Annotated in this window: 27 protein-coding genes; 21 read left to right on the top strand and 6 right to left on the bottom strand. The window is 61.8% G+C overall.

Annotated features, from left to right (window positions below):
• Window positions 1-354: 354 nt before the first annotated feature.
• The 3 genes from J0X03_RS08645 to J0X03_RS08635 all read left to right on the top strand — a co-directional run bounded on the left by J0X03_RS08645 (window position 355) and on the right by J0X03_RS08635 (window position 2,614).
• The gene (locus tag J0X03_RS08645) at window positions 355-732 is read left to right on the top strand and encodes a hypothetical protein (RefSeq protein WP_033643595.1); all 378 of its coding nucleotides are present in this window, start codon (window positions 355-357) and stop codon (window positions 730-732) included.
• Between the two features lie 508 nt (window positions 733-1,240).
• The gene (locus J0X03_RS08640) at window positions 1,241-1,450 is read left to right on the top strand and encodes a hypothetical protein (protein WP_004935132.1); all 210 of its coding nucleotides are present in this window, start codon (window positions 1,241-1,243) and stop codon (window positions 1,448-1,450) included.
• A 156-nt stretch (window positions 1,451-1,606) separates the two neighbouring features.
• Entirely contained in the window at window positions 1,607-2,614 is a 1,008-nt protein-coding gene (locus tag J0X03_RS08635; RefSeq protein ID WP_033643596.1) for an NAD(P)H-quinone oxidoreductase, read from the top strand.
• A 43-nt stretch (window positions 2,615-2,657) separates the two neighbouring features.
• Here the strand turns inward: J0X03_RS08635 and J0X03_RS08630 are convergent, their stop codons facing one another.
• The gene (locus J0X03_RS08630) at window positions 2,658-3,710 is read right to left on the bottom strand and encodes an SDR family oxidoreductase (RefSeq protein ID WP_033643597.1); all 1,053 of its coding nucleotides are present in this window, start codon (window positions 3,708-3,710) and stop codon (window positions 2,658-2,660) included.
• A gap of 110 nt (window positions 3,711-3,820) precedes the next feature.
• On the opposite strand from J0X03_RS08630, the gene J0X03_RS08625 reads away from it, so the two are divergent.
• Window positions 3,821-4,753, top strand: a complete 933-nt coding sequence (locus tag J0X03_RS08625) for a LysR family transcriptional regulator (protein WP_033643598.1) — start codon at window positions 3,821-3,823, stop codon at window positions 4,751-4,753.
• A 3-nt stretch (window positions 4,754-4,756) separates the two neighbouring features.
• Here the strand turns inward: J0X03_RS08625 and J0X03_RS08620 are convergent, their stop codons facing one another.
• From J0X03_RS08620 to J0X03_RS24165, 3 genes are all read right to left on the bottom strand, one after another.
• Window positions 4,757-5,146 (bottom strand): YidB family protein, encoded by a 390-nt coding sequence (locus J0X03_RS08620; RefSeq protein WP_019453502.1) that lies wholly within the window; start codon window positions 5,144-5,146, stop codon window positions 4,757-4,759.
• 95 nt (window positions 5,147-5,241) lie between these two features.
• The gene (locus J0X03_RS08615; RefSeq protein ID WP_004935146.1) at window positions 5,242-5,490 is read right to left on the bottom strand and encodes a GlsB/YeaQ/YmgE family stress response membrane protein; all 249 of its coding nucleotides are present in this window, start codon (window positions 5,488-5,490) and stop codon (window positions 5,242-5,244) included.
• An 11-nt stretch (window positions 5,491-5,501) separates the two neighbouring features.
• The gene (locus J0X03_RS24165; protein ID WP_033643599.1) at window positions 5,502-5,702 is read right to left on the bottom strand and encodes a glycine zipper domain-containing protein; all 201 of its coding nucleotides are present in this window, start codon (window positions 5,700-5,702) and stop codon (window positions 5,502-5,504) included.
• A 630-nt stretch (window positions 5,703-6,332) separates the two neighbouring features.
• Here J0X03_RS24165 and J0X03_RS08610 point away from each other — a divergent pair.
• Both J0X03_RS08610 and yjdN read left to right on the top strand, forming a co-directional pair.
• Window positions 6,333-7,253, top strand: a complete 921-nt coding sequence (locus J0X03_RS08610; RefSeq protein WP_033643600.1) for a Kdo(2)-lipid IV(A) acyltransferase — start codon at window positions 6,333-6,335, stop codon at window positions 7,251-7,253.
• A gap of 176 nt (window positions 7,254-7,429) precedes the next feature.
• Window positions 7,430-7,849: a VOC family metalloprotein YjdN gene (gene yjdN / locus J0X03_RS08605; RefSeq protein WP_046687369.1), complete on the top strand. Its 420-nt coding sequence runs from the start codon at window positions 7,430-7,432 to the stop codon at window positions 7,847-7,849.
• A 15-nt stretch (window positions 7,850-7,864) separates the two neighbouring features.
• Here the strand turns inward: yjdN and J0X03_RS08600 are convergent, their stop codons facing one another.
• On the bottom strand, window positions 7,865-8,059 hold the full coding sequence (locus J0X03_RS08600) for a hypothetical protein (protein WP_033643602.1): 195 nt from the start codon (window positions 8,057-8,059) through the stop codon (window positions 7,865-7,867).
• 160 nt (window positions 8,060-8,219) lie between these two features.
• Here J0X03_RS08600 and J0X03_RS08595 point away from each other — a divergent pair, with 160 nt between their 5' ends.
• A complete protein-coding gene (locus tag J0X03_RS08595) occupies window positions 8,220-9,773 on the top strand; it encodes a sensor domain-containing diguanylate cyclase (RefSeq protein WP_033643603.1) in 1,554 nt (517 codons plus the stop codon).
• A gap of 482 nt (window positions 9,774-10,255) precedes the next feature.
• Window positions 10,256-11,149: a Kdo hydroxylase KdoO gene (gene kdoO / locus J0X03_RS08590; protein WP_033643604.1), complete on the top strand. Its 894-nt coding sequence runs from the start codon at window positions 10,256-10,258 to the stop codon at window positions 11,147-11,149.
• 43 nt (window positions 11,150-11,192) lie between these two features.
• On the opposite strand, the gene paaZ is transcribed toward kdoO, so the two are convergent.
• Window positions 11,193-13,259: a phenylacetic acid degradation bifunctional protein PaaZ gene (gene paaZ / locus J0X03_RS08585; protein WP_160204386.1), complete on the bottom strand. Its 2,067-nt coding sequence runs from the start codon at window positions 13,257-13,259 to the stop codon at window positions 11,193-11,195.
• 317 nt (window positions 13,260-13,576) lie between these two features.
• Here paaZ and paaA point away from each other — a divergent pair, with 317 nt between their 5' ends.
• The 13 genes from paaA to paaY all read left to right on the top strand — a co-directional run bounded on the left by paaA (window position 13,577) and on the right by paaY (window position 24,870).
• On the top strand, window positions 13,577-14,515 hold the full coding sequence (gene paaA / locus J0X03_RS08580) for a 1,2-phenylacetyl-CoA epoxidase subunit PaaA (RefSeq protein WP_197806056.1): 939 nt from the start codon (window positions 13,577-13,579) through the stop codon (window positions 14,513-14,515).
• Between the two features lie 21 nt (window positions 14,516-14,536).
• Window positions 14,537-14,824, top strand: coding sequence for a 1,2-phenylacetyl-CoA epoxidase subunit PaaB (gene paaB, locus J0X03_RS08575; protein WP_004935173.1), 288 nt, complete (start codon window positions 14,537-14,539; stop codon window positions 14,822-14,824).
• An 8-nt stretch (window positions 14,825-14,832) separates the two neighbouring features.
• Window positions 14,833-15,591 (top strand): 1,2-phenylacetyl-CoA epoxidase subunit PaaC, encoded by a 759-nt coding sequence (gene paaC / locus J0X03_RS08570; protein ID WP_160204388.1) that lies wholly within the window; start codon window positions 14,833-14,835, stop codon window positions 15,589-15,591.
• Window positions 15,592-15,600: 9 nt separating this feature from the next.
• A complete protein-coding gene (gene paaD / locus J0X03_RS08565) occupies window positions 15,601-16,098 on the top strand; it encodes a 1,2-phenylacetyl-CoA epoxidase subunit PaaD (RefSeq protein WP_033643609.1) in 498 nt (165 codons plus the stop codon).
• Between the two features lie 13 nt (window positions 16,099-16,111).
• Entirely contained in the window at window positions 16,112-17,170 is a 1,059-nt protein-coding gene (paaE, locus tag J0X03_RS08560; protein ID WP_060660551.1) for a 1,2-phenylacetyl-CoA epoxidase subunit PaaE, read from the top strand.
• An 8-nt stretch (window positions 17,171-17,178) separates the two neighbouring features.
• Complete coding sequence (gene paaF / locus J0X03_RS08555; protein ID WP_033643611.1) at window positions 17,179-17,952, top strand: 2,3-dehydroadipyl-CoA hydratase PaaF; 774 nt, start codon at window positions 17,179-17,181, stop codon at window positions 17,950-17,952.
• A 3-nt stretch (window positions 17,953-17,955) separates the two neighbouring features.
• The gene (gene paaG, locus J0X03_RS08550) at window positions 17,956-18,747 is read left to right on the top strand and encodes a 2-(1,2-epoxy-1,2-dihydrophenyl)acetyl-CoA isomerase PaaG (RefSeq protein WP_047025413.1); all 792 of its coding nucleotides are present in this window, start codon (window positions 17,956-17,958) and stop codon (window positions 18,745-18,747) included.
• Window positions 18,748-18,749: 2 nt separating this feature from the next.
• Window positions 18,750-20,282, top strand: coding sequence for a 3-hydroxyacyl-CoA dehydrogenase (locus J0X03_RS08545; RefSeq protein ID WP_046687373.1), 1,533 nt, complete (start codon window positions 18,750-18,752; stop codon window positions 20,280-20,282).
• On the top strand, window positions 20,279-20,719 hold the full coding sequence (paaI, locus tag J0X03_RS08540; RefSeq protein ID WP_033643614.1) for a hydroxyphenylacetyl-CoA thioesterase PaaI: 441 nt from the start codon (window positions 20,279-20,281) through the stop codon (window positions 20,717-20,719). Before J0X03_RS08545 ends, paaI begins: the two co-directional genes overlap by 4 nt.
• A complete protein-coding gene (gene pcaF / locus J0X03_RS08535; protein WP_089194910.1) occupies window positions 20,716-21,921 on the top strand; it encodes a 3-oxoadipyl-CoA thiolase in 1,206 nt (401 codons plus the stop codon). Before paaI ends, pcaF begins: the two co-directional genes overlap by 4 nt.
• A gap of 15 nt (window positions 21,922-21,936) precedes the next feature.
• Window positions 21,937-23,244, top strand: a complete 1,308-nt coding sequence (gene paaK / locus J0X03_RS08530) for a phenylacetate--CoA ligase PaaK (RefSeq protein WP_016927188.1) — start codon at window positions 21,937-21,939, stop codon at window positions 23,242-23,244.
• Between the two features lie 78 nt (window positions 23,245-23,322).
• A complete protein-coding gene (paaX, locus tag J0X03_RS08525; protein WP_046687375.1) occupies window positions 23,323-24,261 on the top strand; it encodes a phenylacetic acid degradation operon negative regulatory protein PaaX in 939 nt (312 codons plus the stop codon).
• 12 nt (window positions 24,262-24,273) lie between these two features.
• Window positions 24,274-24,870, top strand: coding sequence for a phenylacetic acid degradation protein PaaY (paaY, locus tag J0X03_RS08520; protein ID WP_033643617.1), 597 nt, complete (start codon window positions 24,274-24,276; stop codon window positions 24,868-24,870).
• The last annotated feature ends 28 nt before the right edge of the window (window positions 24,871-24,898 follow it).

The raw sequence follows: 24,898 nt of genomic DNA, 5'->3' as shown, positions 1-24,898 counted from the left end.
ATGTTAGCCGCCATGGGCGAGATAGCCGGTCATCAGTTACTTATGGAGGCACTGGAAAGGAAATTCGTCAGAGAAGGGCTATCCGGGATAACGCTTTAAATTTGAACTACTTTACTCAAAATGTCGTGCATAAATAGGTCTGTACCACAGGCCGACATCATTAACTCACGAGCGAGCGGCAATAGCAACCTTTTTCGCCGTGCAGGGGCGTTAATCTCGGCTAAACGCACAGGATTTGACCCCGTCTGCCTACGGGATCGCCAGCTGAATCCCCATTACGCCGCAGGCAAATGATAGTAATTCTCGTTTTACTGTTTTATAGTTGCCCGGCGTAATCATCCAGGGAGACCCACCATGCCGAGATGGCTCACATTACCGGCCGCCAGCGCCGCCGCCCTGCTGGCCTTTGCCGCTTACAGCGCTCCGCTTGGCGCGCTGGAGCTGAATTATCAAGCCCCCGATCCCAGCGTCGCCCCTGCGCCCAAGCCGCCGACGTCGCCTGGGCCCGCGCCCAAGGCCGAGAAACCGCCGATCACTTGGGCAGAGGCGCGAGATAAAAACGGTTTTCGCGTCGACATCGAGTGCGATCATCCGGGCTGCAGCAAGCCGCGCACCAAACCTTATCCCGCGTATGACGGCCCGGTGAAGAAAACCGATCGCCGCCGCCAATCCGATCCTTATTCCACCAACCAGGATCCCGATTACAACATTCAGTTAGGCTATGAGTGGTAATGACGCTTTCGGAGAATGCCTATACCTCACGCAATCACGGCCGCTTAGAATGGCGTCAGTTCACCACTCCTCCTGGTGTTGAACATGACAAGCTGTGTTGCAAATCTTTATGCGCCTCCCTATAGGCGCTTTTTTTTGCCCTTCTCGCATCTCGCCTTTCCGATTACAGATTGGTCTCATTGCCCTGCAAAGTGATGAATGTCACAAATACGCCTCCTTGCCATTCTTATTCGGAGGTGATGTTCATGGCCACAGGATCTCTTACCCTCCTGGCCGTCTTGGCCGGCATTGCGGGCTATGCGCTCTATAAACACTTCAAATCTCAGAAGAAAAGTGCATTCGTCCGCCCGCACGATCGGTAACCGACAACGCATTTTCACCGCGAAGGCGCGGCACGCCGCACGCCGCGCCTGCGGTTACCGTCATCCTTTCATCACAAAACTGTCACAATATGGCCATATGATGATTAGCGATTATCCGTTCTGGCTTAACACCAAGGATTTCGCCCATGACCATAATTAAAGCTGCAAACCACCAGGAAGCAGAAAAGCTCATCCGCGCCGGCACAGCCAAGAAAATCGAACTGGCTTACGACATCGGCAGCGACGATTTCTTCCAGCTTGCCAGCCTGTGGTGCGATAAAGGCGCCAAGATCTCCAAGGGAAAAGAACACTTTATCGTTTCATTGAAAGGGTTCCGCATCCCCCCTAACGATTGATGCCCAGCCGCCCATCGCGGCGGCGTCTCCTTCTCTTCCTCGCAAAACCGCTCTATTCGACCACGCGCACCTCATTCGATTTCGCTAAGCTAACAGCAGACTTTATTGTGGACGCGCCACCTGATAACCGCGTCCGCCACGATGAGGAGAGTAACCATGTCAACGAATGCACCGCTGCCCGACACGATGAAAGCGATTGAGATCAGCCAACCCGGCGCCCCCGAGGTTCTGGTCGTCGCCGAACGTCCGGTGCCGGTTCCGCAAGCGGGCCAACTTCTGGTGAAAATCGCCGCCGCCGGCGTTAACCGCCCCGACGTGCTGCAACGTCAGGGGAACTATGCGCCACCGCCCGGCGCCTCGGATATTCCCGGCCTCGAAATTGCCGGCGAAGTGGTGGCCATCGGTGAAGGCGTGACCCGCTTCGCGATCGGCGATCGGGTTTGCGCCCTCATCGCCGGCGGTGGCTATGCGCAATACTGCGCCGTGCATGAAAGCAATGCGCTGCCGGTTCCGGCGGGCCTGAGCCTGACCGAGGCCGCCGCGCTGCCGGAAACCTTCTTTACCGTCTGGGTCAACGTGTTCCAGCGCGGTCACCTCAAAGCCGGCGAGACCGTGTTGATCCACGGCGGCACCTCGGGTATCGGCACGGTCGCCACCATGCTGGCGAAAGCCTTCTGCGCCCAGGTGATCACCACCGTCGGTTCAGAAGAGAAGCGTCAGGCGAGCCTGGCGCTGGGCGCCGACGTGGCGATTAATTACCGCAACGAAGACTTTGTCGCCCGCACCAAAGACGCCACTAACGGCAAAGGCGCCGACGTGATCGTCGATCTGATCGCCGGCGACTATGTGGCCAAGAACTATCAGGCCGCAGCGATGGAAGGCCGTATCGTGCAAATCGGCACGCAAAACGGCGTGGTAAAAGAGCTCAACCTGATGCCGCTGCTCTTGAAACGCTTGACCCATACCGGTTCGACGCTGCGTTCGCGCAGCGTCGCGGACAAAGCGCAGATTGCCGCCGAGCTGCACGAGAAAGTTTGGCCGCTGCTGGAGCGCGGCGTGCTGAAACCGCAAATCTTTAAAACCTTCCCGCTTGAAGAGGCGGCCGCCGCGCATGCGCTGATGGAATCCAGCGAGCACATCGGCAAAATCATGCTGACGTTCTGAGACCTTTCCCCGCAGCGGGGCTGTGGGGAAATTTATGCCGCATTCAGGGAATGATGCGGCGACGGCGGAATGCATCGAACAGCGAGAAAAACATGGCCTCGGTTTCGACAAACTGATGGAAACCGAAACGCCGCGCCTTGCTGCCGTCCGCGAACATGTCGTAGTCCCAGGAAAAGACGAAATCGGCGAAACGCCAGCCGGCCACCGCCCGGTAATCGGGCTCGGTCAAGGAGTGCCGTTGCGCCAGCTCGCGCCACAGCGGCGCTTTGTCCGCCATCATGTTTTCCAGCGTCATCGGCAACGGCGGCGCACATTCCAGCCCGAAGTACGCGGCGATTTTCGGCCACATTTCGCTCCAGCGAAACAGATCGCCGTTGTTGATGTTAAACGCCTGATTGGCTGCCGCAGGTTCGGTCGCCGCCCAGAGCGTGGCGCGTGCCAGCAGTCCGGCGTCGGTCATTTCCAACAGGCTGTGGTAAGCGCCCGGCTTCCCGGGAAAGCGCAGCGGCAGCCCGAGCGCTTTACTGATCGAGGCGTAAACCGCGATGCTTAACGCCAGATTCATCGGGTTGCCGAGCGAGAAGCCCCCCACGACGCTCGGGCGAATGGCGCTCCAACGCCAGCGCTTGCCTGTTTGGCGCTGCTCCAGATACTGCTGCTGCGCCGCGTTAAACTCCGGCGGCATATGCCCGGCATCGCTTTCACGCGCTGGCGTTTTAAACGGCCCCAAATGCGCGCCATAAACTTTATAGCCCTGCATCAGGCTGATATGTTCCAACGCCGGCGCAATCGGCTCCAGCCCTTCGACAACGTGTTGCAACATTTGCAGGTTCGGCGCCACCAGCCCCGCCCAATCCGGAGCATCTTGATAGGCGGCATAGAAAACGTGGCTAATCGCGCTCAGCGGACGCAGCGCGTCCCGCGTCGCCGCCGCATTCAGCAGGTCAACCTGCAGGTGGCGCACCCCAGGCGCCGGTTCGCCGCCCCGGCGCGAGACGCCCACCACTTGCCAACCTTGGTCAATCAGCTCCTCAATCAATCGGCGCCCAATCACGCCATTGGCGCCGATCACCAGCGCCTGTCGCTTTGCGTTCATTTTGTCACCCCTCGGATTATCGATACCCTGAGTGTTATTGATTAGCGATACTTGCGGTAGATGAGGGTTTCCACTAACACTAATAAGAAATATCTATAGGCAAAATCGACATGGATAAGCTGAACGCAATGAAAACCTTTATGCGGGTGGCGGAGCTGGGCAGCCTGTCGGCCACCGCGCGCGATCTGCGTTTGACGCAGCCGGCGGTCAGTCAGCAAATCGCCGGTCTGGAACAGCAGTTGGGGGCGCAGCTGCTGTTTCGCAGCACGCGTGCGGTCACCCTGACGGAGGCCGGCAATGATTACTATCAGCGCCTCAAACCGATTATGGCGGCGGTCGACGAAGCGGAAGAGGCGTTGCACGGCCAGCACCACCAGCTGCAGGGCAATTTGCGCCTGCATGCGCCGACCGGATTCGGACAACGGCATATCACCCCTTTGGCCATCGCGTTCCAAAAACGTCATCCGGATCTCACCATCGAGCTGCTGCTGGACGATCGCCGCGCCGACGTCATCGGCGAAGGCATCGACGTGGCGCTGCGCTTCGGCGAATTGCACGCGCCCGGCATGGTGGCGAAACGGTTGGGTGAGCTGCAACGCCTGCTGGTCGCGTCGCCGGCCTATCTGGCCAGGCATGGCGCCCCTCGTTCGCCGGCGGATCTGGTGAAACATGCGCACATTCGCTACAGCGGCCTAAACGATGGCGATACGCTCACCCTGCTCGGCCCCCACGGCGCCGAGATGGTCGCGCTGCGACCCACGTTTCGCGCCAACAATACCTTATCGCTGCTGGCGGCCATCGAGGCCGGGGCCGGCATCGGTGGCGCTCAGCGGCCGCTGATCGGCGAACAGCTGGCGACGGGGGCGCTGGTTCCCGTCTTGCCGGAATACCGCTACCCGCCCATGGCGCTGCATGCGGTCTATCCCGCTTTACGTTTTATTCCGCAGAAAGTGCGCGCCTGGGTGGCGCATTTGCAACAGGCGTTGACGGCGATCGAGGGAATTAGCGGAGTGAATGCCCCCGGCCAGACGCCGGGAGCATAATCATTATTTGAACAGTTTGCCGACCATGTCGCCCAGTTCATTGCTGTCTTGCTGCACTTCACCGTTTGGCGAAGCGGCATCCGCTACCGTCGGCAAGAACTGTGCAATGGTGCTGGACGCCTGGGCCGGATCGACGCCCAGCTTTTCAGCCAATTGATTGATCGCATCGCTGCCCAACGCCTGCTGCACATGATCGCCGGTAATCGGCTGGTTTTCGCCGTTACCGAGCCAGGAACCGACGATATCGCCGAACTGCCCCTGGCGGAACTTGTCCAAAATGGCCTGCAGGCCGCCTTGTTGCTCGACCCACTGCATAATGGCGATGTAGTCGATGCCTTTGCCGTTGGCGCCGCCGCCCAGAATGTTACCCAATACGCTATCGAACAGACCCATGATATTCCCCTTTCAGCCGCTGCGGCCCGTGCCGCACAGCCGGATTGATTTCACGAAAAAGGGCCGCCGCGGCGACCCTGTTGAGCAACGGCTGCTTAGCCTTTGATCTTCCTGTAGACAAAAAGCACCACCAGGGCACCGATGACCGCCACCACGAAGCTGCCCAGGTTAAAACCGTCAACGCGCCCCATACCGAAGAAGGTGCTGATATAGCCGCCGACGACGGCGCCCACGATCCCCAGTATAACGGTAACAATAAAGCCGCCGCCGTCTTTGCCCGGCATAATCCATTTAGCCAGGATACCGGCGATTAAACCAAAAATGATCCAGGAAATGATGCCCATTTTTACTCTCCCTATTGCCTTTTGCCTAACAGAAATCCTATTACCAGGCCCACGACGGCGCCGGCGCCTACCCCTGCCCAAGGGTTATCCTTGATGCAGGCACATGATTGCTCGAGCGCTGCCTTTACGCCGCTGCGCACTTCGCAGGCGGTGGTTTTAACGTAGTCGCTCGGTTGCTCAACACCGCTTAGATCGTCATTTTCATATGACATGTCAAATCCTTACAGACCCGCCCTCTGAGAACTTCGTCACCTGTTTCACGTCCGGCGCCGCCCGTTCCGCGATCTTGCTCTGGACACTCTGCCCACAGCCGTTCAAGACGGGGCGTACGGCGACAAACGCACAACATCACACTATGACTATAGTAAAAAATCAGCGGTTTACCCATTTCCGTCCGTCTGAATTTCACCGCTTCAAAAGCGATCGCATTTCATCCCATTGTCATCTGGGCAGGCTAAACTTTAAACACAGCCTCCTGGAGGAAACGCCGATGTTCAATGCCCCTTTTGTCCTGATTCTCGCGCTGCTGTATGCGCTGGCTGCCGTTTGGGACGGTTCCGCCGCGCTGCTGTTTCTCTAAGGTTACATAGCGGTTGTCACTTTTGCGATGCGCTGAATTGTGTCCTTATTTTTCAATGTCGCCAGCCGGTTGAAATAGCGGTGAATATCCGCCCTTCCCTCGGTAAAAATCTCATTTCGTTCCGTTTTCCGTCTGCGCTTAAATAAAGCGTAAAAAAAAAAGCATGAATGGAAAACCCGGTCTCACAAAAAATGCTCTATCATTTCGCCCATAACAATTTGGGTTAAGGTCCCATTGCGAAATTAAAGGAAGAACAGAAAAAATGATTTTAAACCAACGCTTTGAGCGCGAATTCTTGCGCCCTCGTTATTGGTTGCTGTGGATAGGGCTGGGAATACTCTATCTATTGGTGTTATTGCCCTATCCGCTCATTTATCGGCTTGGACACGGCCTTGGCAGAATCGCCATGCCCCTGATGAAACGCCGGGTAAAAATAGCGCGCCGTAATTTAGAACTCTGTTTCCCTGAGATGCCCGCCGCCGAACGAGAGGCGCTGATTGTCAAAAATTTTGAGTCCGTCGGCATGGGCCTGTTCGAAGTCGGCATGGCCTGGTTCTGGCCTGACTGGCGCATCGCCCGTTGGTTTAAGGTGAGCGGCATGGAAAACATGCAGTTAGCGCGTCAGGACGGGAAAGGCGTGCTGCTGATCGGCCTGCATTTCCTCACTCTGGAGCTGGGCGCGCGCATCTTCGGCATGCAAAACCCCGGCATCGGCGTACACCGCCCGCACAATAACAAGCTGATGGAATGGGTGCAGACCTGGGGCCGGCTGCGCTCGAATAAATTCATGATCGATCGTAAAGATATCAAAGGCATGATCCGCAACCTGAAGCAGGGTGAAATCCTGTGGTACGCGCCGGACCACGATTACGGCCCGCAAAGCAGCGTGTTCGCACCGTTCTTCGCCGTGGAAAACGCCGCCACGACGACCGGCACCTATATCCTGGCGCGTATGGGGCGGCCGTCGATCGTGCCATTCGTGCCGCGCCGCCTGCCGAATGCCCGCGGCTACGAGCTGATCGTGCAGCCGCCGCTGACGGACTTCCCGCTGGACGACGAAACGCGCGCAGCGGCCATGATGAACCGCGTGGTGGAAGAACAGGTGCTGCTGGCGCCCGATCAATACATGTGGTTGCACCGCCGCTTTAAAACCCGCCCCCCCGGCGAACCTTCGCTGTATTAATCACCTTCGAGCCTTCGCCCGCCCTGCCGGCGGCGAAGGCGCTCACCTCGCACGAGCATTCTACGTCAGGGGGACTACACTAATAAGTCACCGACGGCAATTATTGCCGCCAGCAATCATTTCTTCCCGCCCGAGGGCCGGTCGTTGCCTGTCGGGCCACAACCGAGGTCAATGTCATGCTGGTACAACCCTATTTGTTCTTCAGCGGTAACTGTGAGCAAGCGATTAACTTCTATGTACAGCAGTTGAATGCCAAAATTGAAATGGTCATGCGCTTTAAAGACATGCCCGAAGAAGCCCGCCAAGGCGGGCCGCAGGACGTCAATCCTGAAGCGATCATGCATGCGCGTCTGCTGATTGGCGACGGCGTGCTGATGGCCTCCGACGGCTGTCCGCAGGATGACAGCGGCGGCGCTTCCCATAAAGGCTTCTCACTGTCGCTGAACCCCAGCGACGCGGAACAAGGACGCAAACTGTTCGATAATCTGGCGCAGGGCGGCCAGGTGACGATGCCTTATCAAGCCACCTTCTGGGCCAAAGGCTTCGGCATGCTGACCGACAAATTCGGCGTCAACTGGATGATCAACGTCGAATAACCCCGCATGGCGCCGCTAGCTGTAGCGGTGCCAGTCATACGCCGCTTTGGCGAAAAGCGCGAACAACACCGTCAACAGCGCCAGCCCCAACCGCCAGTAAGGCGACCGTCGCCGCCGCCAGGCGAAGAACATCATCACCGCCAGCGCCCCCAGCGTGAGGGGGTAATACACCGCCAGCGTCAGTAAAGCGATAATGATGTAATCCGACATGGCTCTTTTACTCCTTCGCGTTCACGCCGCCGCAAATGCGGGGTGCGAGGCGCCTTTCTCCCTATCGCCACGTTAAGGGCTAGAGGTCTGGCGCATTTATGCATAAAATATAAGATTGCTCTTAACTCAAATTGAATAGTAATCAAACAACAAGGGTGACATGACTCAGCAGCAACCCATACAGGATGCCGCGGCGCCGCGCAGCGTTAAAAGCTCCCCATTATTATTTCAGGCCGGCGTGTTTGTCATCATCGTTGCCGCCACGCTGATCCTCTTTAACAGCTGGCAAATCTGGAACGCGCACCAGCGGGATCTGCGCAGCGCCGAGCATGAATCCGCCAACCTAGCCCGTTCGCTGGCGCAGCATGCCGACGATACCTTCATGCAGGTAGACGGCAATCTGCTCGATCTGACCGAACGTCTCCAGAACGACGGACTGGGGCCCTCGCAATTGACCCGGCTGCAACGGGTGATGCAAACCCAGGTCGGCAACCTGCCGCAGCTGCACGGGATGTTTATCTACGATGCGAGCGGCCGCTGGCTGGCGACCTCCTCGGGCAAATTCATCAAGAACGCCAACAACGCCGATCGCGATTACTTCAAATATCACCAAAACCGCGATGGCGGCGGTCTGTACATCGGCGAGGTGATCCGCAGCCGCACCACCGGCGATCTGATCATCCCCGTTTCGCGGCGCTTCAACAACCCGGACGGCAGCTTTGGCGGCGTGGTGCTGGCGACGTTGTACGTCGATTATTTTCGCCAGTTTTACGACAGTTTCGCCCTCAACACCGACGCCTCGCTAAATCTGCTGCTGGCGGACGGCACCATCCTCTACCGCCGCCCTTACTCGGCGGCCTCGATCGGTAAAAATATCGCCAAGGGCGTGTTGTTCAGCGAAATATTGCCGCATTCGGAATTCGGCAACGCCACCATCACCTCGCTGTACGACAAAGTGGAGCGCATCTACGGCTATTCGCGGGTCAACCGCTTTCCGCTGGTGATCGCCGCCGGGCTGTCGAAACGCGACGCACTGGCGGACTGGCGCACCGACGCCGGCCTGTTCGCCGCCGGCGGCCTCTCTCTGCTGATGATCCTGCTGGCGATGGGCACGGTGCTGCTGCGGCAAATCAAGCACAGCATGCAAACCGAAGCCGAGCTGATGCGTACCCGCGATCAGCTGACCAGCATCAACCAGATGCTGGAAGAACTGGCACTGCTGGACAGCCTGACCGGCCTGGCCAACCGCCGCCAGTTTGACATCGCGCTGAAGAACGAGCTGGCGCGCGCCTCGCGCAACTACCGCAGCGTGGCGCTGCTGATGCTGGATATCGACTACTTCAAGCAGTACAACGACAGCTACGGCCACGTCGCCGGCGACCAGTGCCTGCAGCAGATCGGCCAGACGCTGAAAGGGTTGGCGTGCCGCAGCAACGATATTCTGGCGCGCTACGGCGGCGAAGAGATGGGGATTATCCTGCCGGATACCGACGTGCAGGGCGCGCTGATTTTCGCCGAACGCGTCATCCAGGCGGTGCGCGATCTGAAGATCCCGCATCAGGGCAACCCGCACGGCATCGTCACCATCAGCATCGGCATCTGCGCCAAAGTGCCGCATATGTATAACGATACGCCGATCAGCTTTATCAATGAGGCGGACAGCGCGCTGTATCAGGCCAAGAAAAAAGGCAAAAACTGCATTTACGGCGCTTAATCACTCATCGGGCCACCAAAATTGGGCGGCCCGATTTATTCCCACGACAAAAATGAAATAATTTCCTACCGAAACATTATTTCCCCAATTTGCCCCGCTCTCGAATGAAATAACGCCAATAAATAAGCAGCATATTTATTTCCATTACAATTCAATAAGATAAAAAACTCGCTATTCAGCGGACAATTCGTGCCATTTTTGATTATTCGTGCCTACACGCAGCCCCGTTTAGCCCTCGTTTACTTTTCATTGGTATTGCCGGTGATACCCTTATCAGGATTATTCTCTATATCAGGAAGCCATCGCACGCTTCGGCGCACTGCGCCCTGCTGATACATCCATAATAGAACCCACAAATTTCACGTTGCAATTGAGCGGGCTGCTGACGCCGCTCCAGCCAGCCACTGCGCAAGCCAGTGCAGCCAATCACGCGGCAATCTGAAAGACGGGAATAAAGCGATATAGATTTGCGAGGAGATCTCATGCCTACTGGCGATATTATGCGTGAACAGGCCGTCCTGACGCTGCCGTTGCGACAATGGGCGGCAGCGGAAGCATCCAGCGCGGTCAGCGAACTGGAACAGGGCAAGGTGCTGTTTCTGCCCGAACTGGCCTTCACCCTGTCTGAACAGGAAATGCCGCTGCTGGATCCGGCGTTGGTCGATCCGAAGCGCAAAAACATCAGCTATCAACCGCTGGCCGGGAAGCTGACCGGCGTCGCCGTCGCAGAACGTCGACAGCAGGTTCAGCAACTGCTGGAACGTTATTACCAATCTTGCCGCCAGCTGATCGCCGGGCTGTTGCCCGAGTATCAGGAGGCGCTGCACCATCCGACCGGCAGCCTGCGTTTGCATCCGGTTTCGGCCTGGCGCGCAAGCAGCTCCTGGCGCAAAGACGACAGCCGGCTGCACGTCGATGCTTTCCCGTCGCGCCCGAACTACGGTGAACGTATTCTGCGCATTTTCACCAACATCAATCCGCACGGTGAACATCGCCAATGGCGCGTCGGCGAACCGTTCCCTGAGCTGGCGCAACGCTTTATGCCGCGTCTGGCGCGCTACTCCGCCTTCAGCAGCTGGCTGCAGCACCGGGTACGTATCACCAAAACCCGCCGCAGCCATTATGACCACCTGATGCTGCAGTTGCATGACGCCATGAAGGCCGACGGCGATTATCAACAACAGGGGCCGCAGCTTGCGCTGGCGTTTCCGCCGGGCAGCAGCTGGATTTGCTTCTCGGATCAAACGCCGCACGCCGCGATGGGCGGCCAGTTTATGCTGGAACAGACCTTCTTGCTGCCGGTGAACAAGATGCAGGATCCGCAGCGCTCGCCGCTGAAAGTGCTGGAACAGCTGCGCGGTCAGCCGCTGATCTGAATAGATTGCCGCCGCCGGCAGCTCCGGCGGCGGCAAGCGCGCATCACGCCTCGAAGTCCCCCTGTTGGCGCGCCACCAACGTCAGGATGCTGTACAGCGCCACCGGTTGCTGTTCTTGATTCAATACTTGCACATCCCACACCACCACGCCGTGCGGCCGATCTTCGGCGGTTTTCTGCGGCTTGCGGATCTTCTTCTTGCAGGTCAACCGCACCTGAATGGTGTCGCCGATCTTCACCGGTTCGATAAATCGCAGATTCTCCATGCCGTAGTTGGCGATCACCGGCCCGACGGCGGCATCGACAAACAGCCCGGCCGCGGCGGACACCACAAAGTAACCGTGCGCCACCCGCTCGCCGAACAGCGAATCGGCGGCGCCGATCTTGTCCATATGCGCGTAGAAATGATCGCCGCTCAGGCAGGCGAAGTTGACGATATCCGCTTCGGTCACGGTACGGCGCGCGGTCAACAGGCTGTCGCCCAGCTGCAGCTGCTCGAAGTATTTCCGGAACGGATGTACCGGGTGCTCGGCGACCGGCGCGCCGCGCACCCATTCACCGCCGATGGCCGCCAGCATCGCCGGACTGCCCTGGATCGCCGTGCGCTGCATATAGTGCTTCACCGCGCGCAGTCCACCCAGCTCTTCACCGCCGCCGGCGCGCCCCGGGCCGCCGTGCACCAACATCGGCAGCGGCGACCCGTGGCCGGTGGACTCCGCCGCCGCCTGTTCATCCAGAATCAACATGCGGCCATGGGCGCACGCCGCCGCGCGAATGAAGCGCTTGGCCAGCGCCGGGTCGGCGGTCACCAGCGACCCCGCCAGGCTGCCTTGCCCCAGCAACGCCAGCGCGATCGCCTGCTCGGTATCCGCATACGGCATCAGCGTCGCCACCGGGCCGAAGGCCTCGGTGCCGTGCACCGCCTGATGGGTGAACGGATCGGCGCAATACAGCAAGGTCGGCGGATAAAACGCCCCGCCGCGCGCGCCGTCGCCCAGGATTTCCAGCTTATCCAGCGACGCGCCGCACAGCGGTTCGCAGCCGTTGCGCAGCAGGAACTCCACCTTGCTTTGCACATCATCACGCTGCTCGTGGCTGACCAACGCCCCCATGCGCACCTGCTCCAGCTGCGGGTCGCCCACCGTCACCCCAGCCAGGCGCTGCAACAAGGCCTGACGCACCGCAACCACCTGCGCCGCCGGCACGATGATGCGGCGGATCGCCGTGCATTTCTGCCCCGCCTTGGCGGTCATTTCACGGCACACCTCTTTGATAAACAGCGCAAACTCCGGCATCTCCGGCGTTACGTCTTCCGCCAGCACGCAGCAGTTGAGCGAATCCGCCTCCATGGTGAAGGCGATCGATTTCTCCAACAGCCGCGGGTGCGCGCGCAGCCGCTGCCCGGTCTGCGCCGAACCGGTGAACGTCACCGCATCCTGATAATCCAGGTGCGCAAACATGTCGCCGACGCCACCGCATACCAACTGCAGCGCCCCTTCCGGCACCAGCCCGCTGTCGACGATCAGCCTGACCATCGCCTGCGTCAGCTGCGCGGTGGCGGTGGCCGGCTTGATGATGGCCGGCATGCCCGCCAGCCAGGTCGGCGCCAGTTTTTCCAGCATGCCCCAGCAAGGGAAGTTGAAGGCGTTGATATGCAGCGCCACGCCCGGGCGCGAGGTCAATACGTGGCGAGCGGCGAACTGCGCCTGTTTCGACAACGGGATCAGCTCATCCTCCGGCCACAGAGTATCATCCGGCAGATCGCGGCCGGCCATGCCGGCATAGGCGAACAGCGTGGCGATGCCGCCTTCGATATCGACCCAGCCGTCGCTGCGCGTCGCCCCGGTTTGATAGGAAATCTGATACAGCGCCTCTTTGTGCGCCAGCAGGTGTTTCGCCACCGCTTTGAGCATCTGGGCGCGCTGCTGGAACGTCATTTGCGCCAGCGCCGGCCCCCCGTGGCGGCGGGCATAGCTCAGGCTCGCCGCTAACGACAGGCCGTCGGAGCAGACCTGGTACAGCGCCTCGCCGGTCACGGCGTGGCGGATCTCGCGGCTCTCTCCCTGCCCATACACCCAGGCGCCAGAAAGATAACTGTGTAACTGCTGCATGTGCCCTCCAAAATTCATAAATTTTCACCCTACAGCTTAATTACGTATCACATAAATGCCAGTTTACGCCAAACTCAATTTTAACAAAAAGAGAACAAGAAGCGCGTTCAAGCCGCTTTCCCTGTCGTTAACACAGAGTCATTGATTTTATTTATCAAATTAAATCAATAATATAAACAATTCACTTGTGAGTGCGCTCGCAAAACCACATGAATCTCGTTTGATCTTTTTGTTATCAGTTTGTAGCCTTATTGCTAGTTAAAGTGATTCACATTTTTATATTCAATGTGAAAAATACGAATCACCAAGAGGCGAGCATGACAACTGAAGCACAGTATCAGCAGCATTTCGACGCCAAGATCGCGGCGGATATCGCTATCGAAGCCAAAGACTGGATGCCGGACGCTTACCGTCAGAACCTGATTCGGCAGATCGGCCAACACGCCCATTCGGAAGTCATCGGCATGCTGCCGGAAGCCAACTGGTTGACGCGCGCCCCCACGCTGCGCCGCAAAGCGGTGCTGCTGGCCAAAGTGCAGGATGAGGCCGGCCACGGCCTGTACCTCTACAGCGCCGCCGAAACCCTCGGCTGTTCGCGCCAGGACATCTACCAAAAGATGCTCGACGGCAAAATGAAGTACTCCTCGATCTTCAATTACCCCACGCTCAACTGGGCGGATATCGGCGTGATCGGCTGGCTGGTCGACGGCGCCGCCATCGTCAACCAGGTGGCGCTGTGCCGCGCGTCCTTCGGCCCCTACGCGCGGGCGATGGTGAAAATCTGCAAAGAGGAAAGCTTCCACCAGCGCCAGGGCTACGAGGCGGTGATGGCGATGGCCCACGGCAGCGATGCGCAGCGCGCGATGTTGCAGGACGCCATCGATCGCTTCTGGTGGCCGGTGCTGATGATGTTCGGCCCGAGCGACGCCGACTCCCCTCACAGCGCCCAGAGCATGGCCTGGAAAATCAAACGCCACAGCAACGATGAACTGCGGCAAAAGTTCGTCGACAACACCGTGCCGCAGCTTGCGGCGCTGGGCATGACGGCGCCGGACCCGAGTCTTACCTGGGACGAGGCCGCCGGCCACTATCGCTTCGGCGAGATCGACTGGAGCGAACTGCATGAAGTGATCAAAGGACGCGGCCAATGCAACCACGAACGCCTGCAGGCCAAACACCGCGCCTGGGAAGACGGCGCCTGGGTACGCGACGGCGCCATGGCCCACGCCGCGAAAAACGCCGCTTCCGCCGCATAGCCAACATAAGGAACCGAGATCATGAGCCACGTTGAATGGCCGCTGTATGAAGTGTTTATCCGCAGCAAACAAGGGTTGGCGCATCGCCACGTCGGCAGCCTGCACGCCGCAGACGACCAAATGGCGCTGGAAAACGCCCGCGACGCCTACACGCGCCGCAACGAAGGCTGCTCGATCTGGGTGGTGCAATCGCGCCATCTGATCGCCTCGCAGCCGGAAGATCGCGGCGCGTTCTTCGATCCGTCCGAAGACAAGATCTACCGTCATCCGACGTTTTACACCATTCCCGACGGCATCAAGAACATGTAGAGGCGACCATGACGGTTAACGATCCGCGCATCAGCTATTTGCTCCGCCAGGGCGACACGCCTTTGATCCTCGCCCAGCGCCTGTGCGCCTGGTGCGGCCACGCGCCCGAGCTGGAAATCGATCTGGCGTTGGCCAACATCGGTCTCGATCTGCTCGGCCAGGCGCGCCACTTCCTGGGCTACGCCGCCGAACTGGCCGGCCCGCCCTGCAGCGAAGACAGCCTGGCCTTCGGCCGTGACGAGCGCCAGTTCCATAACCTGCTGCTGGCGGAACAGCCGAACGGCGGTTTCAACGACACGTTGGTGCGCCAGTTCCTGCTCGACGCCTACCACGTGCAGCTGCACCAGGCGCTAAGCCGCAGCCGCGATGCGCAGATCGCCGCCATCGCCGCCAAATCGTTGAAGGAAGCCGATTACCACCTGCGTTTCAGCCGCGGCTGGATGATCCGCCTCGGTGACGGCAACGATATCAGCCACCGCAAGATCCAACAGTCGCTGGATAACCTGTGGCGTTTCACCGCTGAGCTGTTCCACGCCGACGCGCTTGAGCTTGAGCTGGCGGAACAAGGCATCGCCGTCGATCCGCGCCAGCTGCAGGCTCCCTGGCAAGCGCAGGTGGAGGAGACGCTGCGCCAGGCGACGTTGACGCTGCCCGCCGAGCAGGCGTTCCGGCACGGCGGCAAACAAGGCCGACACAGTGAACACCTCGGCCCGCTGCTGGCGGAGATGCAGTTCCTGCAGCGCGCCTATCCAAACAGTCAGTGGTAGGAGGCCGCGATGAACGTCACTCGTTTGCAACCCGCCGAAATCCCGCAGATTTGGCACTGCCTGCAGCAGATCAGCGATCCCGAACTGCCGGTGCTGTCGATCACCGATTTGGGCATGGTGCGCGACGTGGTGCGCGACGGCAGCGGCTGGCGCGTGACCTTCACCCCAACCTATTCCGGCTGCCCGGCCACCGAATTTTTACTCAACGCCATCGAGCAGCGGCTGACGGCCGCCGGCTTCAGCCCGGTGCGGGTGGACATTCGCCTCAGCCCGGCCTGGACCACCGACTGGATGAACGCCGACGCCCGCGAGCGGCTGCGGCAATACGGCGTAGCGCCCCCGCAGGGCCACACCTGCGATCGGCCGCACGCCCACGGCCCGGTCGCCTGCCCGCGCTGCGGCAGCACCCACAGCGAGAAGATCAGCGAGTTCGGCTCCACCGCCTGTAAAGCGCTGTACCGCTGCTGCGACTGCCGGGAACCGTTCGATTATTTCAAATGCATATAGGAGCGCTGACACCATGACGGTCTTTCATCGCCTGAACGTCGCCGCCATCGAGCGCGAAACGCCGGACGCCGTAGCCATCACCCTGCGGGTGCCCGAAGAGCTGCAAAACCAATACCGCTACACCCCCGGCCAGCACCTGACGCTCAAGGCGCGGGTCAACGGCGAAGAGCTGCGGCGTTGCTATTCCATCTGCAGTTCACCGCAGGAAGGCCTGCTGCAGATCGGCGTAAAAGCGATTGATCAGGGCCGTTTCTCCGGCTTCGTCAACCGTATGCTGAAAGTCGGCGATGCGCTGGAAGTGATGGTGCCGCAGGGGCGCTTCGGCTATCAGCCGCAGGCGGAGCGCCGCGGCAATTACCTGGCGATCGCCGCCGGCTCCGGCATCACGCCGATGCTGTCGATCATCAAAGCGACGCTGCAGCTCGAACCGAGCAGCAGTTTTACCCTGATCTACGGCAACCGCAACAGCCGTTCGATGATGTTCAAAGAAGCGCTGTCGGATCTGAAAAACCGCTACCCGCAGCGTTTTCAGCCGCTGTACCTGTTCAGCCAGGAGAGCCTCGACAGCCCGCTGCTCAGCGGCCGCATCGATCGTGAACGCCTGACGGCGATCGGCGGCGCGCTGCTGGATTTCCGCGACTATGACCACGCCTTCATCTGCGGGCCGGAATCGATGATGGACGACGCGCAGACCGTGCTGGAACAGGCCGGCGTCCCGGCCAACCACATCCACAGCGAACGTTTCAACACCAGCGGCCTGGTCGCCCGACCGCGCCACAGCGGCGATCGCAACGCCGCCAGGGTGACAATCCTGCTCGACGGCCGCCGGTTGGATATCGAGCTCGGCGAACAGGACGATAGCATTCTCGACGCCGCGCTGCGCCAGGGTGCCGACCTGCCCTACGCCTGCAAAGGCGGCGTATGCGCCACCTGCAAATGCCGTCTGAAGGCTGGCCAGGTCGAGATGGGTGTCAACTACAGCCTGGAGCCGGATCAGTTGGCGGCGGGCTATGTATTGAGCTGCCAGTCGTGGCCGAAAGGCGACGGCGTGGTATTGGACTTCGACGTCTAGGAGCCGCGATGGATACCCCCTTTATTTTGCGTCAGCAGCAGCACCGCGTGGTCACGCTGACGCTGCACCGCCCGGAGGCGCGCAACGCCCTGAGCACCCCTTGCCTGGAGCAGCTGGTGTTTCTGCTGGATCAGGCCGATGCCGACAGCGGCGTGGGCGCCGTGGTGATCGCCGGCGCGGCGCGTTTCTTTGCCGCCGGGGCCGATCTGCACGAGCTGCAACGGCAGGATCTGCCGGCCGCGCTGGCGGATCGCCGTCCGCAGCTGTGGCAGCGGCTGGCGCAGTTCAGCAAGCCGCTGCTGGCGGCGGTGAACGGCTATGCCCTGGGCGCCGGCTGCGAGTTGGCGCTGGCCTGCGACATCGTTATCGGCGGCGAAAGCGCCCGCTTCGGCCTGCCGGAGATCACCCTCGGCCTGATGCCGGGGGCCGGAGGCACCCAGCGCCTGATCCGCTGCGTCGGCAAGTCGCGCGCCAGCCAGATGGTGCTGACCGGCGAAGCCATCGACGCCCGCACCGCGCTGCAGGCTGGCCTTATCAGCGAAGTGTGCGTCGATGCCCTGACGCTGGAGCGCACGCAGCAGATTGCCGATCGCATCAGCCGTCAGGCGCCGCTGGCGCTGCGCGCCGCCAAGCAGGCGCTGAAACAGGCCGAGGAAACCGGCCTTAGCCAGGGGCTGGCGATGGAGCGTCAGCAGTTCGTCACCCTGGCCGCCACCGACGATCGCCGCGAAGGCATCGCCGCCTTTTTCGAAAAACGTACGCCAAACTATCAGGGGCGCTGATTTATGGATAACGCATTGATTCTCAGTCATCTCGAGGCCGGCGTGTTGACGCTGACCCTCAACCGGCCGGATCGGCTCAACAGCTTTAACGACGAGATGCATCGCCAACTGAGCGAAGCGCTGACGCAAGCCGAACGCGACGACAACGTGCGCTGCCTGCTGATCGCCGGCGCCGGCCGCGGTTTCTGCGCCGGGCAGGATCTCAACGATCGCAACGTCAGCGCCGATCAACAGGCGCCGGACCTCGGCCTGTCGGTCGAACGTTTCTACAACCCCCTGATCCGCCGCCTGACCGCCCTGCCCAAACCGGTGGTGTGCGCGGTCAACGGCGTGGCGGCCGGCGCCGGCGCCGCGCTGGCTCTGGCGTGCGACATCGTCATCGCCGCCGACAACGCCGGCTTTATTCAGTCGTTCTGCCGCCTGGGGCTGGTGCCGGATTCCGGCGGCAGCTGGTTCCTGCCGCGGCTGGCCGGCCACGCCCGCGCGATGGGCATGGCCATGCTGGGCGACAAAATCAGCGCCCAACAGGCGCTGGAGTGGGGCATGATCTGGCAGGTGGTGCCGGCGGATGAATTGGCCGACCGCACGCAAACGCTGGCGCGCCATCTGGCCACCCAGCCGACTTACGGTCTGGGGCTAATCAAGAAAGCCATCTACAGTTCGGCCACCAACAGCCTCGATCAACAACTCGATCTGGAGCGCGATCTGCAGCGATTGGGCGGCCGCAGCGACGACTACCGCGAAGGCGTCAGCGCGTTCTTCGCCAAACGCACGCCAAACTTCAGCGGGAAATAGCCATGAACGCGCCCCTTCTTAACGGCCAGGTGGCGGTGATCGGCGCCGGCACCATGGGCATCGGCATTGCGCAGGTGGCCGCCGCCGCCGGTCACCCGGTGCGGCTGTTCGATATCGCCCCCGCCGCCGCCCAGCGCGCGATCGACGAACTCGCTCGCCGCCTGCGGCAGCGGGTCGACGGCGGCAAGGCCGACGCAAACACCACCGAGGCGCTGCTGGCGCGTCTCGAACGCGCCGATTCGCTCGAGCAACTGGCCGACAGCGCGCTGGTGATTGAAGCGGTGGCGGAAAATCTGGCGATCAAGCAGAGCCTGTTCCGCGATCTGGAAGCGGTCTGCTCGCCCACGGCGCTGTTCGCCAGCAATACTTCCTCGCTGTCGATCACCGCCATCGCCGGCGCCTTGCAACACCCACAGCGCATGGCCGGGCTGCACTTCTTCAACCCGGCACCGCTGATGAAGCTGGTGGAGATCGTCAGCGGTCTGGAGACCGGGGCCGAGACCCTCGCCGCGCTGCAAGCCCTGGCGCAGCGCTGGGGTAAGCAGAGCGTCGTGTGCCGCTCGACGCCGGGATTCATCGTCAACCGCGTGGCGCGGCCGTTCTACGCCGAAAGCTTGCGCGCGCTGGAAGAACGGGTGGCCGACGCCGCCACCCTGGATGCGGTAATGCGCGACGCCGGCGGTTTCGCCATGGGCCCGCTGCAGTTGACCGATCTGATCGGCCAGGACGTCAATTACGCCGTGACCGACTCGGTGTATCAGGCCTTCTACCAGGATCCGCGCTTCACCCCCTCGCTGGTGCAGCAGGAGCTGGTGGCCGCCGGGCGCCTCGGCCGCAAATCCGGCCGCGGCTTCTACCGCTACGACGCGCAACGCCCCACCGCAGAGATGATCGCCTTTGCGCCACCGGCGCAGGCCGCGCTGCCGCAGCGCGTTACGCTGCACGGCGACTGGTCTTCGCTGGCCGATTTGGCGCAGCTGTTAAGCGAAAATGCGGGGGCGATCAAACAACCTGGCCAGACCAGCCCGCACGTCACGATCGACGACGTTACACTGATGTTAACCAATGGTAAAACCGCCGGCCAACTGGCCGACGAACGTGGAATGCCCGTGGTGCTGTTCGATCTCTGTGCCGACTATGCGCATGCCTCCGCCATCGCCATCAGCTGCGCGGCGCAAAACGGCGCGCAACACAATGCCAAAGCGATCCGTCTGCTGCAGTCCCTCGGCAAACGCGTCATCCCGTTGCCGGATTACCCCGGCCTGCTAACGATGCGCACCCTGGCCATGCTGGCCAACGAAGCGCTCGACGTGGTGAACAAAGGCGTCGCCAGCGCCGAGGATACCGATCTGGCGATGCTGCGCGGGGTCAACTATCCGCGCGGCCCGCTCGCCTGGGGCGCCGCGCTCGGCTGGCGCCACATCCTGACGACGCTGGAAAACCTGCAACGCTATTACGGCGAGGCCCGCTATCGCCCGATGCCGCTGCTGCGCCGCTACGCTTCCCCCGCCTCTTTCTCAGGAGCCGAACAATGAACGCCAATACGCCGCGCGCGCTGGCTCAGCGCTGCGCCGAACAGATGTTCCAGCAAGATACCTGCGCTCAGGCGATGGGGATGCACATCGATGCCGTCGACGTAGGGTACGCGCAGGTCAGCATGACCGTCGGCCCGCAGATGCTCAATGGCCACCAGACTTGCCATGGCGGCCAGCTGTTCAGCCTGGCGGATACCGCCTTCGCCTACGCCTGTAACAGCCAGGGGCTGGCGGCGGTGGCTTCCGGCTGCAGCATCGACTTCGTCCGCCCGGCGCTGGCCGGCGATCGCCTCACCGCCAGCGCGCAGATGCGCCATCAGGGCAAAGCCACCGGGCTGTATGACGTCGAAATCGTCAATCAACAGGGCAAAACCGTCGCCTGGTTTCGCGGCCGCGCGCACCGCCTCGGTCACAGCATTTTAGGAGATCAGGCATGAATCAGGCATTTATCTGCGACGGCGTGCGCACCCCGATCGGCCGCTATGGCGGCGCGCTGGCCCAGGTGAGGGCCGACGATCTCGCCGCCCTGCCGCTGCGCGTGCTGCTGGAGCGCTATCCACAGGTGGATTGGGCGCAGCTGGACGATGTGATCCTCGGCTGCGCCAACCAGGCCGGGGAAGACAACCGCAACCTGGCGCGTATGGCATTGCTGCTGGCCGGGCTACCGGTCGGCGTTTCCGGCACCACGGTGAACCGCCTGTGCGGTTCGGGCCTGGATGCGCTGGCGATGGCGGCGCGCAGCATCAAGGCCGGCGACGCCGGGCTGCTGCTGGCGGGCGGCGCGGAATCGATGACCCGCGCGCCGCTGGTGATGGGCAAGGCCGACAGCGCCTTCAGCCGCCAGGCGCAGCTGTACGACACCACCCTCGGCTGGCGCTTCGTCAACCCGCGCATGCAGGCCGAGTTCGGTACCGATTCGATGCCGGAGACCGCCGAAAACGTCGCGGCGCAGTTCAACATCAGCCGTGCCGATCAGGACGCCTTTGCGCTGCGCAGCCAGCAGCGCGCCGCCCGGGCGCAGGCGCTGGGCCACCTGGCGCAGGAGATAGCGCCGGTCAGCCTCACCGGTAAAAAAGGCGCAGTCACCCTGTTCAGCCAGGATGAACACCCGCGCGCCGACACCACCTTCGATCAGCTGCAGGCGCTGAAAACCCCGTTCCGTCAGCCCGGCAGCGTCACCGCCGGCAACGCCTCGGGGCTGAACGACGGCGCGGCCGCGCTGATCGTCGCCTCCGAAGCGATGGCGGCGCGCCAGGGCCTGACGCCGCGCGCGCGCATCCTTGCCACCGCCACCTGCGGCGTGGAGCCGCGGCTGATGGGCATCGGCCCGCTGCCGGCCACCCGCAAGGTGCTGGAGATCGCCGGGCTGAGCCTGGCGCAGATGGACGTCATCGAACTGAACGAAGCGTTCGCCGCCCAGGCGTTGGCGGTGATGCGCCAGCTTGGCCTGCCGGACGATGCCCCGCAGGTCAACCCCAACGGCGGCGCGATCGCTCTGGGGCACCCGCTGGGCATGAGCGGCGCGCGCCTGGCGCTGGCCGCCCTGTTTGAACTGGAACGGCGAGCCGGCCGCTACGCTCTGTGCACCATGTGCATCGGCGTGGGCCAAGGCATCGCCATGATCATTGAGCGTGTCTGACCCCTGAGGCTAACCATGACAATAAATCCACAGCCCCTCGAAACGATCGAATTCGCCTCGCGCGATGAGATTGAAGCGTTGCAGTTGGCGCGTTTGAAGTGGACGCTGCACCACGCCTACGACAATGTGCCGATGTACAAGCGCAAGTTCGATCAGGCGGGCGTACACCCCGACGATCTTAAGCAGCTGAGCGATCTGGCGCGCTTCCCCTACACCACCAAGCAGGATCTGCGCGACAACTACCCGTTCGACACCTTCGCGGTGCCGATGGAACAGGTGGTGCGCATCCACGCCTCCTCGGGCACCACCGGCCGCCCGACGGTGGTGGGCTACACCCAGCGCGACATCGATAACTGGGCCGATATCGTCGCCCGCTGCCTGCGCGCCGGCGGCGCCACCGCCAAAGACAAGGTGCACGTCGCCTACGGTTACGGCCTGTTTACCGGCGGCCTGGGGGCGCACTACGGCGCGGAGCGGCTCGGCGCCACGGTGATCCCGATGTCCGGCGGGCAGACGGAACGCCAGGCGCAGCTGATCCTCGATTTCAAACCCGACATCATCATGGTGACGCCGTCCTACTGCCTGACGCTGATCGATGAACTGGAGCGCAAAATGGGCGGCGACGCGCGCGGCTGCTCGCTGCGGCTCGGCGTGTTCGGCGCCGAACCCTGGACCGAAGCCCTGCGCCACGAAATCGAAACCCGCATGGGCATCAAGGCGCTGGATATTTACGGCCTGTCGGAGGTGATGGGGCCGGGCGTGGCGATGGAATGTCTGGAAAGCGGCGGCGGCCCTACCATTTGGGAAGACCACTTCCTGCCGGAGATCATCTGCCCGGAAACCGGCATCGCCCTGCCGGACGGCGAGCACGGCGAACTGGTGTTCACCACCCTGACCAAAGAGGCGCTGCCGGTGATCCGCTACCGCACCCGCGATCTCACCCGGCTGCTGCCGGGCGACGCGCGCCAGATGCGCCGCATGGGCAAGATCACCGGCCGCTCCGACGACATGCTGATCATCCGCGGTGTCAACGTCTTCCCGTCGCAGGTGGAAGAACAGATCATGCAGTTCGAGCAGCTGTCGCCGCACTATCAACTGCAGGTCAGCCGCAGCGGGCATCTGGACACGCTGGCGGTGCGCGTCGAGCTGAAAGAATCGGCGCTCAGCCTCAGCCATCAGCAGCGTTGCGATATCTGCCACCAGCTGCGCCACCACATAAAATCGATCGTGGGCGTCAGCACCGACGTCAGCATCGCCAACTGCGGCGATATTCCGCGCTCGGAAGGCAAGGCGCAGCGCGTGGTCGATCTGCGGCCGCGCTGAGGCGCACGGCGTCACGGATGACGCCGCCCCAAATTATGTTAATGTTGTGGCTCATCGAAGGCTAACCCATGGAAAAATATGGAACATAAACTGGATGAGTTCATTCGCCATGCCGTCGACGCCCAGCCGATCAGCGGCACGTCGCTGATCATTTCGCTGTACGGCGACGCGCTCAGCCACCGCGGCGGCGAAGTATGGCTCGGCAGCCTGAGCGCGCTGCTGGAGGCCTTCGGTTTCGGCGATCGCTTCGTGCGCACCTCGGTGTTCCGCCTGCAGAAAGAGGGGTGGCTGGCGGTGGAGAAAATCGGCCGCCGCAGCTTCTACCGCGTGACCGAGCAGGGCATGCGCCAGTTCCGCCACGCCGAATCGAAGATCTATCTGCGCGAGCAGCCCGCCTGGGACGGCAAATGGGAGCTGTTGCTACTGGAATGCGCCGAAAAAAACGCGCGCGCGCGGCTGAAAAAAGAGCTGGGCTGGCTCGGGTTCGGGCAGATCGCCAACAACCTGATGGCCGCCCCCACCCATGCGCAAACCGACGTGACGGCGCTGCTCGGCGAATTGAACGCCAGCGAGCAGGTGATCTACTTCCGCGCCGATTACCCCTACAATCGCTCCGAGCAAACGCTGCAGAAACTGGTGGCCGACTGCTGGTCATTGAGCGAGGTAGCGGCCGGTTATCATGAGTTTATCGTCTCTTTCCGGCCGCTGATGGCGCTGCTGCGCGAAGTCGACCCGGCGGCGCTGACGCCGCTGCGCTGTTTCCAGATTAAGCTATTATTGATTCACTTCTTCCGTCGCGTGGTGTTGAAAGATCCGCTGCTGCCGGACGCGCTGCTGCCCGCCCAGTGGGAGGGCCAGATCGCCCGCAATCTGTGCATCAATCTCTATCAGCAGGTCGATCGCGCCGCGACGGACTACGTCAGCGCGCTGGCGGAGACCACCATCGGCGCCCTGCCCGCGCCGGCCGCCGGCTACTATCGGCGCTTCGGCGGCCTGCCGCGCGACCCTACATGTTAAGGAACTCACGCTATGCCTGTGTATCAGATTGACGGCCTGACGCCGGTCGTTGACCCCAGCAGTTACGTGCACCCGACGGCGGTGCTGATTGGCGACGTGATCGTCGGCAAACACGTGTATATCGGCCCGAACGCCAGCCTGCGCGGCGATTTTGGCCGCCTGGTGATCTGCGACGGCGCCAACATTCAGGACAACTGCGTGATGCACGGCTTCCCGCAGCAGGACACGGTGGTGGAAGAAGACGGCCATATCGGCCACGGCGCCATCCTGCACGGCTGCCGCATTCGCCGCAACGCGATGGTGGGCATGAACGCGGTGGTGATGGACGGTGCGGAGATCGGCGAGAACACCATCGTCGGCGCGATGGCGTTCGTCAAAGCCGCGGCGGTGATCGAAGCCAACAAGCTGGTGGTCGGCAGCCCGGCGCGCGTGCTGCGCGATCTGACCGAACAGGAGCTGGCCTGGAAGATCGCCGGCACCCGCGAGTATCAGGATTTGGTGCAGCGCTGCAAATCCTCGCTGCACGAAGTGGCACCGCTGACCGAAATCGAGCCGGGCCGCCGTCGCCTGAGCTTCGGCGACCACCTGATCCCGAAAAGCCAGCTTTAATCCCCGGGGCTGAGATGCGCCTCAGCCC

The sequence above is a fragment of the Serratia ureilytica genome, assembly GCF_017309605.1.
Classification (GTDB): Bacteria; Pseudomonadota; Gammaproteobacteria; order Enterobacterales; family Enterobacteriaceae; genus Serratia; species Serratia ureilytica.
Note: the sequence above shows the minus strand (reverse complement) of the source record. Positions and strands in the feature narration are given on the sequence as shown.